The following is a 9,012-nucleotide window of genomic DNA, read 5'->3' as shown; positions in this document are numbered from 1 at the left end:
AGCGCCCCAGCAGTGCGGGCCGGGGCGCCTCGGCGGGCGCGACGTCCTGCCCGACCGAGGCCGCCGCCGCGGCCGGGACGGCCTCGTCGGTCAGCGACCCGGCGATCGGGGCGAGCGCCGCGACCAGCGACAGCAGCAGCACCGCGACGAGGCGGCGGGCCGGGCTGCGGGTCGTGCGCACGAGGGTGATCCGTCCGGTTCGGGGGGTTTCCTGCGGCGACGGTACCGGTCACCGCACCGGCGACGACGGCGCAGGGGTCGGGCACCAGGCGCGCGGCCGCTCGCCGTTCGGCACAATCGCGACCGCACCAGCGTGACGACCCAGAGAGGACGACTGACGTGAGCACGGATCCGTCGACCAGCGAGACGATCGACTCCGACACGACGGGCGGGGAGACGATCGAGTTCCAGGCCGAGGCCCGGCAGCTGCTGCGGTTGATGATCCATTCGATCTACTCGAACAAGGACGTCTTCCTGCGCGAGCTGATCTCCAACGCCTCCGACGCGCTGGACAAGCTGCGCCTCGCCGCCTACCAGGACAAGGACCTGGGCGCCGACACCGAGGACCTGCACGTCGAGCTCGTGCCGGACGCCGGGGCGCGCACCCTCACCGTCCGCGACAACGGCATCGGGATGACCCGCGACGAGGTCGTCGACCTGATCGGCACCATCGCGAGGTCGGGCACGGCGGAGCTGCTCGCGAAGCTCCGGGAGGCCGGCGACGACGCCCGCCAGGAGCTGATCGGCCAGTTCGGCGTCGGCTTCTACTCCTCGTTCATGGTCGCCGACCGCGTCGAGCTCGTGACCCGCAAGGCCGGCGCGGGCGAGGGCGTGCGGTGGACCTCCGACGGCGAGGGCACCTACACGATCGAGCCGGTCGCCGACGCCCCGCAGGGCACCGCGGTCACCCTGCACCTCAAGGCGTCCGACGCCGAGGACCAGCTGCACGACTACGCCGACCCCTCGGTGCTGCGGCGCATCGTGAAGACCTACTCCGACTTCATCACCTGGCCGGTCCGGATGCCTCCCGGAACCGGCACGGCGGGGGACGCGGACGACGCTGCGCCCGAGACGCTGAACTCGATGAAGGCGCTGTGGGCCCGCCCGCAGAAGGACGTGACCGAGGAGGAGTACGCCGAGTTCTACCGGCACGTCAGCCACGACTGGCAGGAGCCGCTGGAGACGATCCGGCTCGCCGCCGAGGGCACCTTCGAGTACCAGGCGCTGCTGTTCCTGCCGAAGGTCGCGCCGATGGACCTCCACATGCGCGACGCCCGCCGCGGCGTCCAGCTCTACGTCCGGCGCGTGTTCATCATGGACGACTGCGAGGCGCTCGTCCCCGAGTACCTGCGGTTCGTCAAGGGCGTCGTCGACGCCGCGGACCTCTCGCTGAACGTGTCGCGGGAGATCCTCCAGCAGGACCGTCAGATCTCGGCGATCCGCAGGCGCCTGGTGAAGAAGGTGCTGTCGGTGCTCGGCTCGCTGCGTGACAACGAGCCGGAGAAGTACGCGACCTTCTGGGAGCAGTGCGGCCGGGCACTCAAGGAGGGACTGCTGTCCGACGCCGACAACCGCGACACCATCCTCGGGGTCTCGGCGTTCGCGACCACCCACGACGCCGACGCGCCGACCTCGCTCGCCGCCTACACGGAGCGGATGCGCGAGGGCCAGGACGCGATCTACTACATGACCGGGGACTCGCGGACCGCGATCGAGGCCTCCCCGCACATGGAGGCGTTCCGGGACAAGGGCTACGAGGTCCTGCTGCTCACCGACCCGGTCGACGAGGTGTGGGTCGACGCCGTCGACGGCTTCGACGGCACCCCGCTGCGCTCCATCGCCAAGGGCCAGGTGGACCTGCAGACCGACGAGGAGAAGGAGGAGGCGGCGGCGAAGCAGACCGAGTTCGCCGACCTCTGTACCTGGATGGCCGAGGTGCTGACCGAGGACGTCAAGGAGGTCCGGCTCTCCACCCGGCTCACCACCTCCGCGGCCGTTCTCGTCGGCGACGAGTTCGACATGACCCCGACCCTGGAGAAGATGTACCGGGCGATGGGGCAGGAGCCGCCGAAGGTGAAGCGGATCCTCGAGCTCAACCCGTCGCATCCGCTGGTCACCGGGCTGCGCGACGCCCGCGCCGCGGGGAAGGACGAGAGCGGCACCGTCGAGCTGCTGCACGGCATGGCGCTGTTGGCCGAGGGCGGCGAGCTCGCCGACCCGTCCCGGTTCGTGGGGCTGCTCGCGGAGCGCCTGCAGCACGCGCTCTGACGCCGGGCGGCGCGGGGACCGTGCCGTGACGAGAGCCGCACATCTGAAGAGTCACTCAGGTGTCGTGGCTATGCTGTCGCGGTGATCGGGAACCCGCGCCGCTGGGCGCCGCTGCTCGCCGGACTGGTGCTCCTCGCGGGGTGCGGCGCGGGTGACCCGGTCGCGGCACCCGCCGGGCACGGCGACCACGGCACGGGCCCCGCCGCCGACGCGGTCGTCAACTGCGGCGTCGACGTGCCCGTGCAGCGCCCGGAGCGGGTCGTCGCGATGTTCCAGAACGGCATCGAGGCCGTCCTCGCGCTCGGGGCGGGGGACCGGCTGGTCGGCGCGGCCTACCTGGACAACCCGCTGTCGGCACAGCTCGACCCGGACTTCCGGCCGCAGGACTACTGGCCCGAGGAGTACCCGTCGCGCGAGGAGGTGCTGCGGGTCGACCCGGACCTCGTCGTCTCCGGCTTCACCGGTGCCTTCACCCGGGAGGGTCTCGGCACCCGCGCCGAGCTCGGTGCCACCGGCACGGAGACCTTCCTGTTCAGCGCCTACTGCCCGACCGCCGACGGCGGCGACCAGCAGAGCATCGGCGACAACGACGTGTCCTTCGCCGGCGTCGAACGCGACCTCACCGACCTCGGGCGCCTGCTGGGCGCCGAGGACCGGGCCGCGCAGGTCGTCGCCGGCATGCGCGGCACCCTCGCCGACGTCGCCGCCCGGCTCGACGGCGTCACCGATCGTCCGCGGGTGGCGATGCTGAACTCCCCGGGCAGTACCGGTGAACTGCGGGTCTTCGGCACCGGCGACGTCGCGACGACGATCATCGAGGCCGCGGGCGGGCGGCAGGCGTTCGACACCGTCGCCGGCCGGCAGCGCACCGTGTCCCTGGAGGGCGTCGTCGCGGCGAGCCCGGACGTGATCGTGATCCCGGCCTGCTGCGGGCGCGACGTCGGCCCGGAGGGCGCGGAGCCGCTGGCCCAGCGTCTGCGCAACGACCCGGCGCTCGCCACGGCCCCCGCGGTCCGCGGCGGGAGGGTGTTCACCACGACCTTCGCCGAGATCAGCCCCGGCATCCGCAACGCCGACGCGGTCGCGACGCTCGCCCGGCGGCTGCACCCCGACCGGTTCGGCGGCTGAGCCCCGGCGACGGGCGGGTCGGGGGTGGAGTGCGGATCCGCCCGGCGCCGTTGCCGAGCGGACGACCGGAACCGTAGCGGGTCCGCGCCGCCCGCGACAGCGACCGTGCCCCGATCGTTGCTAGGGCTCCTCCGAGCCCGGGGGCAGCGGCGGGTTGCCCGGTCGCAGCCCGTCGAGCAGCAGCGCCAGGTAGCGGGCGCGGTCCTCGCCCGACGCCGTCTCCGCCGCGTCCGACCCCTCGGCGACGGCCAGCGCCATGACCAGGACCGCCGACAGGTCCCGCGGGGTGAGCTCCGGGCGCACCGCGCCCGCCTCGCGCGCCCGGTCCAGCAGCCGGGTCAGCGTCCGGCCGTAGCGCTCGGCGGACTCGACGTCGAACGCGCCGGCCTCGCGGGCCAGCTGCAGGATCGTCCGCCGTCCGGCGATCGCCTCCACCGCCCGGCCCAGCGACCCGGCCAGGTCGGCCCAGGGGTCGCCGTCCCCGGCGGCCGCGGTCGGCTCGATCTCCGCGACGAACACCTGGTCCAGCACCGCCCGCACCAGCACGTCGCGGGTCCGGAACCGGCGGTACAGCGTCGCGACGCCGACCCCGGCCCGGCGCGCGATCTCCTCCAGCGGGACGTCCGCTCCGTCGGACTCGAACGCCGCGGCCGCCGTGTCGACGATCCGGCGGTGGTTGCGGGCGGCGTCGGCGCGCAGCGGACGGCCCGCCGGGGAGCCGTCGAGCGACGAAGCGGTCATCACTGCACGGTATCGCCCGGCCTCACCAGGTCACCGGCAGCGTGTGCATGCCGTAGACGAAGTGGTAGGCCCGGAAGGCCTCGGGCGGGACCGGCCCGGCCGGGGCGAGGGTGGGGAAGCGGCGGAGCAGGGCGGGGAACGCCGTCGCCATCTCCATCCGGGCCAGCGGGGCGCCCAGGCAGTGGTGCACGCCGTGCCCGAACGCGACGTGCCCGGCCGCGCCGCGGGTGAGGTCGAGCCGGGCGGGGTCGTCGAACCCGGACCCGGTGTCGCGGTTGGCGGTGGGCAGCGAGCACATCACCAGCGACCGCGCCGGGATCGGGGTGTCGCGCAGGACGGTGTCGGTCGTCGTCACCCGGACCACCCCGGTGTGCACGATCGACAGCCACCGGAGCAGCTCCTCCACGGCGGGCCGGGCCAGCTCGGGGTCGCTGCGCAGCAGCGCGGCCTGCTCCGGGTCCTCCAGCAGCGCCAGGGTGCCCAGCGACAGCATGTTCGACGTCGTCTCGTGCCCGGCGATCAGCAGCAGCGACGCGATCCCGACCAGCTCGTCGTGGCTGATCTCCTCGCCGTGCTCGCGGATCAGCATGCCGAGGATGTCCTCACCCGGGTCGGCCAGAGCCGCGTCGACGAGCCGGGCCATGTAGGCGCGGTTCTCCCGGCCCACGGCCAGTCGCTCCTCGGCGGGCAGGGACACGTCGAGCAGGCGCGTCGACCGGGCGGTGAACTCGTCGCGGTCGGTGTAGGGCACCCCGAGTAGCTCGCAGATGACCATCGACGGCACCGGCAGGGCGAACAGGGAGACCAGGTCGGCACCCGGCCCGGCGGCCTCCAGCGCGTCGAGGTGCTCGTCGACGATCTCGGTGATCCGCGGCTCCAGGCGGGCCATCCGGCGCTGGGTGAACTCGCGGGTGAGGAAGCGGCGCAGCCGGGTGTGCTCCGGCGGGTCCTGCAGCAGCAGCTGGCCGGCCCGCATCTGCTCCTGCTCGCGCTCCGACAGCGGCGGTGCGTCCGGGCGGGTCAGCTCGGCGCTCCCGGCGTTGGAGTAGGTTGCGGCGTCGCCGAGCACGTGCCGCACGTCGTCGTAGCGGGTGACGAGGTAGGCCTCGGCGCCGAAGGCGGTCCGCACCCGTGGGACGTCGCCGGAGTCGCGGATGCGCTCCAGCTCGGCGTCGGGCAGGAACCGGTCGCGGCGCATGTGCAGCGGGAGCGTGAAGTCCGTGGCGGTGTCGGTCATGGTGCTGGCCTCCGGAGGGTCGGCGGGCGCGTCGCACCCACGGTAACCGCTCAAACGACAGTGTGCTCTCGTTTCGCGTCACCTGTCCGGTACGCCCCGGATGACCGCCGGACCGGTGGCACCGGGCGAACCGTGACAGGCTGCAACCGTCATCGGCGACGGCGCCCCGGGGAGATCCGTGTTCCAGCAAGATCCCGAACCACTCGGCAGTCTCTGGCTGTCCGCACTCGTCGCACTGCTCCCGCTGGTGGCGATCTTCGTGACGCTGGGTGCCCTGCGCTGGAAGGCGCACTGGGCCGGGCTGGCCGCACTCGTCGTCGCCGTCGCGGTCGCGGTGGCGGCCTTCGGGATGCCGGTGCACCTGGCCCTGCTCTCGGCCACCGAGGGAGCGGTGTTCGGCCTGTTCCCGATCATGTGGATCGTCTTCACCGCGATCTGGCTCTACCAGCTCACCGTCGCCGCGGGCCGGTTCGAGGACCTGCGCGCCGCCTTCGGGCTGATCTCCGACGACCCCCGGGTGCAGGCGATCATCATCGCGTTCTGCTTCGGTGGTCTGCTCGAGGCGCTGGCCGGGTTCGGTGCCCCGGTGGCGATCACCGGCGTCATGCTGATGGCGCTCGGGTTCTCCCCGGTCCGGGCGGCGGTCGTCGTGCTGCTGGCCAACACCGCCCCCGTCGCGTTCGGCGCGGTCGGCACGCCGATCATCACCGCGGGCACCCTCACCGGGATCCCGTACAACGAGATCGGCGCCGTCGTCGGACACCAGACCCCGGTGCTCGCGTTCATCGTGCCGACGCTGCTGGTCCTGCTCGTCGACGGGAGGCGCGGGGTGCGCCAGGTCTGGCCGGTGGCGCTCGTCATCGGTCTCGCGTTCGCCGTCGCCCAGTGGCTGGCCGCCACCTACCTCTCGGTCGAGCTCACCGACATCGTCGCCTCACTGACCGGGCTGGCGGCCGGCGTGGTCCTGCTGCGCTTCTGGCAGCCGCGCGGCGGCGCCGAGGCGATGGAGACGCTGCGCATCGAGCGCACCGCCGACGCACCCGTCGAGGACCCGGGAGGCGACGGCGGTGGGTCCGTCGCGACCGAGAAGCGCACCCTCGCCGAGCGCTCGCAGGCGCTGTCGGTCGGCAGGCTGTTCATGGCCTTCGCGCCGTACCTGCTGATCATCGTGGTGTTCTCGGTGGCGAAGCTGGTCGGCCCGGTGTCGACCTTCCTGACCGGCACCGACCTCAAGATCGGCTGGCCGGGGCTCGACGGACAGGTCCTCGGCGCGTCCGGGGACCCGGTGTCGACCACGACCTACAGCGTCCAGTGGCTGTCCTCGCCCGGCTCGCTGCTGCTGATCTGCGGCATCGGCGTCGCGGTGATGTACCGGCTCACGCCCGCGACGGCGGTCCGGGAGTTCGCCGCCACCGCGTACAAGCTGCGGTTCGCCTTCCTCACCGTGGCCACCGTCCTCGCGCTGGCCTACGTGATGAACCTGTCCGGGCAGACGATCTCCATCGGCACCTGGATCGCCGGGACCGGCGCGGCGTTCGCGTTCCTCTCGCCGATCCTCGGCTGGCTCGGCACCGCGGTCACCGGCTCGGACACCTCGGCCAACGCCCTGTTCGCGACGCTGCAGCAGACCGCGGCCGAGCAGGCGGGCCTGGACCCGCACCTGATGGTCGCGGCGAACACCTCCGGCGGCGTCGTCGGGAAGATGATCAGTCCGCAGAACCTCACCATCGCGGCGACGGCCGTGGGCGTCGCCGGCCGGGAGTCCGAGCTGTTCCGGCGGACGATCCTGTGGAGCGTCGGGCTGCTCGCGGTGCTGTGCGTGCTGGTGTCCCTGCAGTCGACCCCGGTGCTCGGATGGATGCTCCCGACCTTCTGACCACGCCGCCGGGCGCTGCGGAAAGATCGTCCGGGTGCGCCTGACCGTCCTGCCCACCGCCGATCTCGGGCGCGACGGGCTCCGTGCCCTGCGTGCCCTGCTCGACGCCGCGTTCCCCGCCGACGCCGACGGGGCCGGCGGGTTCGACGACGCCTCGTTCGACCACGCGCTCGGCGGGGTGCACGTGCTGGCCGGTCCGCTGCACGACCCGGTCGGGCACGCGGCCGTCGTGGGCCGCAGGCTGCTGCACGACGGCGTCGCGCTGCGCACCGGCTACGTCGAGGCCGTGGCCGTGCGGCCCGGGAGCCAGGGCGGCGGGCTCGGCGGGCTGCTCATGGCCGAGGTGGACCGGATCGTGCGCGGCGGGTACCGGCTCGGGGCGCTCGGCGCGGCCGCCCGCGCCGCGCGGCTCTACCGCAGGCACGGCTGGGAACCGTGGTGCGGCCCGCTCGCCGCGCTCACCCCGGACGGCGTCGTCGACACCCCCGACGAGCGCGGCACCGTGCACGTCCTGCCCGTCGACGCGCCGCTCGACCCGGCCCGCGCGCTGGTCTGCGACTGGCGCGACGGCGAGCTGTGGTGACGCCCCCCGGAGTGACGCGGCCGGTTCACCCGGATGTCGACCAGGAGTCGGGTGATCGTCATCCGGCGCCGGTGGAGTTCACCCGTGCAACTGGCGGTGCTCGACCTGGCGGGTACGACGATGGTCGACGACGGGCTCGTGCTCGCCGGCCTGCGGGCCGGCCTGCGCGCCGCCGGGGTCCGCGTCGACGGTCCCTGCTACCCGGCGCTGGACCGGCAGGCCCGCGCGACGATGGACCGCCCGGTCATGACGGTGCTCGGCGAGCTCCTCGACGGCGACATGTACCGGGCCCGCCGCGCGCACTCCGCGTTCGCCGACCACCTGCACGCCGCGCTGGACGCGGGCCGCGTCCGCCCGGTCCCCGGCGCCGCGCAGACCCTCGACGCGCTCCGCGACGCCGGCCTGAGCGTGGCCCTGACCTGCGGGTTCGATCCCGAGCTGCGGGACCGGCTGGTGTCGGCGCTGGAGTTCACCGAACGGGCGGACATGGTCCTGTCGCCCGCCGACGTCGACGGCCGCGGCCTGCCCGAGCCCGACCTGCTCCACGCCGCGGCACGGCGGGCCGGGACCGAGCACTCCCAGGTCGCGGTGGCCGGTGACGCGACCGCCGACATCGACGCCGCCGTCCGGGCGGGGGCGGGGCTCGCGGTCGGGGTGCGGGGTGGGGCGCACGGCGAGCCGCGGCTGCGTGCGGCGGGCGCCGACGCCGTCATCGACTCGGTCGCGGACCTGCCCGCGCTGCTCGGCCTCCCCAGCTGAGCCCGCACGGCGTAGCGTCCGTCCCGATCTTGACCGGTCCGCGGTGACGACGGGGGTGGCGGCGTGGCCCGACGCACGGTGGCGGTGGCGTCGCTCGGCACGATGCTGGCCCTGGTCAGCTACACCGCGCCGCTGGCCACCCTGGCCCCGATCGCGGCCGACCTGGGCTCCTCGCCGTCGGGGCGCTCCTGGATCCTCAGCTCGATGAGCCTGGGGCTCACCGCGGTGCTGCTGACCGCGGGGACCCTGGCCGACCGGCTGGGGCGGCGCGCGGTGTTCACGACCGGCGCGGTCGTGCTGGCCCTGGCCTCGGCGGGCGGCGCGCTCGCCACCGGCACCGCCGGGTTCGTCGCCGGCCGGATCGGGCAGGGCGTCGGGGCCGCCGCGGTCGTCGCGTGCAGCCTCGCGCTGATCGGGCAC

General features: G+C 74.1%; 9 protein-coding genes. 6 read left to right on the top strand and 3 right to left on the bottom strand.

Features of this window, described 5'->3' with window-relative positions:
- Nucleotides 1–181 (bottom strand): hypothetical protein (locus tag NH602_RS24405; protein ID WP_253069000.1); only part of this gene is annotated, 181 nt, incomplete at its 3' end.
- A gap of 158 nt (nucleotides 182–339) precedes the next feature.
- Here NH602_RS24405 and htpG point away from each other — a divergent pair.
- Entirely contained in the window at nucleotides 340–2,268 is a 1,929-nt protein-coding gene (htpG, locus tag NH602_RS24400; protein WP_308292877.1) for a molecular chaperone HtpG, read from the top strand.
- Between the two features lie 81 nt (nucleotides 2,269–2,349).
- On the top strand, nucleotides 2,350–3,396 hold the full coding sequence (locus NH602_RS24395) for an ABC transporter substrate-binding protein (protein WP_253068999.1): 1,047 nt from the start codon (nucleotides 2,350–2,352) through the stop codon (nucleotides 3,394–3,396).
- A 120-nt stretch (nucleotides 3,397–3,516) separates the two neighbouring features.
- Here NH602_RS24395 and NH602_RS24390 read toward each other — a convergent pair whose 3' ends face one another.
- Both NH602_RS24390 and NH602_RS24385 read right to left on the bottom strand, forming a co-directional pair.
- Nucleotides 3,517–4,137: a TetR/AcrR family transcriptional regulator gene (locus NH602_RS24390; protein ID WP_062402483.1), complete on the bottom strand. Its 621-nt coding sequence runs from the start codon at nucleotides 4,135–4,137 to the stop codon at nucleotides 3,517–3,519.
- Between the two features lie 22 nt (nucleotides 4,138–4,159).
- A complete protein-coding gene (locus tag NH602_RS24385; RefSeq protein ID WP_253068998.1) occupies nucleotides 4,160–5,374 on the bottom strand; it encodes a cytochrome P450 in 1,215 nt (404 codons plus the stop codon).
- Between the two features lie 178 nt (nucleotides 5,375–5,552).
- On the opposite strand from NH602_RS24385, the gene NH602_RS24380 reads away from it, so the two are divergent.
- The 4 genes from NH602_RS24380 to NH602_RS24365 form a co-directional block, all read left to right on the top strand.
- A complete protein-coding gene (locus tag NH602_RS24380) occupies nucleotides 5,553–7,250 on the top strand; it encodes an L-lactate permease (RefSeq protein WP_253068997.1) in 1,698 nt (565 codons plus the stop codon).
- 34 nt (nucleotides 7,251–7,284) lie between these two features.
- A complete protein-coding gene (locus NH602_RS24375; RefSeq protein WP_253068996.1) occupies nucleotides 7,285–7,833 on the top strand; it encodes a GNAT family N-acetyltransferase in 549 nt (182 codons plus the stop codon).
- Nucleotides 7,834–7,917: 84 nt separating this feature from the next.
- Nucleotides 7,918–8,592, top strand: coding sequence for an HAD family hydrolase (locus tag NH602_RS24370; protein ID WP_083658883.1), 675 nt, complete (start codon nucleotides 7,918–7,920; stop codon nucleotides 8,590–8,592).
- 63 nt (nucleotides 8,593–8,655) lie between these two features.
- On the top strand, nucleotides 8,656–9,012 hold a 357-nt coding region (locus NH602_RS24365), incomplete at its 3' end, for an MFS transporter (protein WP_253068995.1).

This window comes from Pseudonocardia sp. McavD-2-B (genome assembly GCF_024124365.1).
GTDB lineage: Bacteria > Actinomycetota > Actinomycetes > Mycobacteriales > Pseudonocardiaceae > Pseudonocardia > Pseudonocardia alni.
This window is presented reverse-complemented; position numbering and strand designations above follow the sequence as displayed.

Bases quoted from the DNA above. Each gene is read 5' to 3' on its own strand.
- NH602_RS24390 (WP_062402483.1), bottom strand. From the start codon at position 4,137: ATGACCGCTTCGTCGCTCGACGGCTCCCCGGCGGGCCGTCCGCTGCGC.
- NH602_RS24385 (WP_253068998.1), bottom strand. From the start codon at position 5,374: ATGACCGACACCGCCACGGACTTCACGCTCCCGCTGCACATGCGCCGC.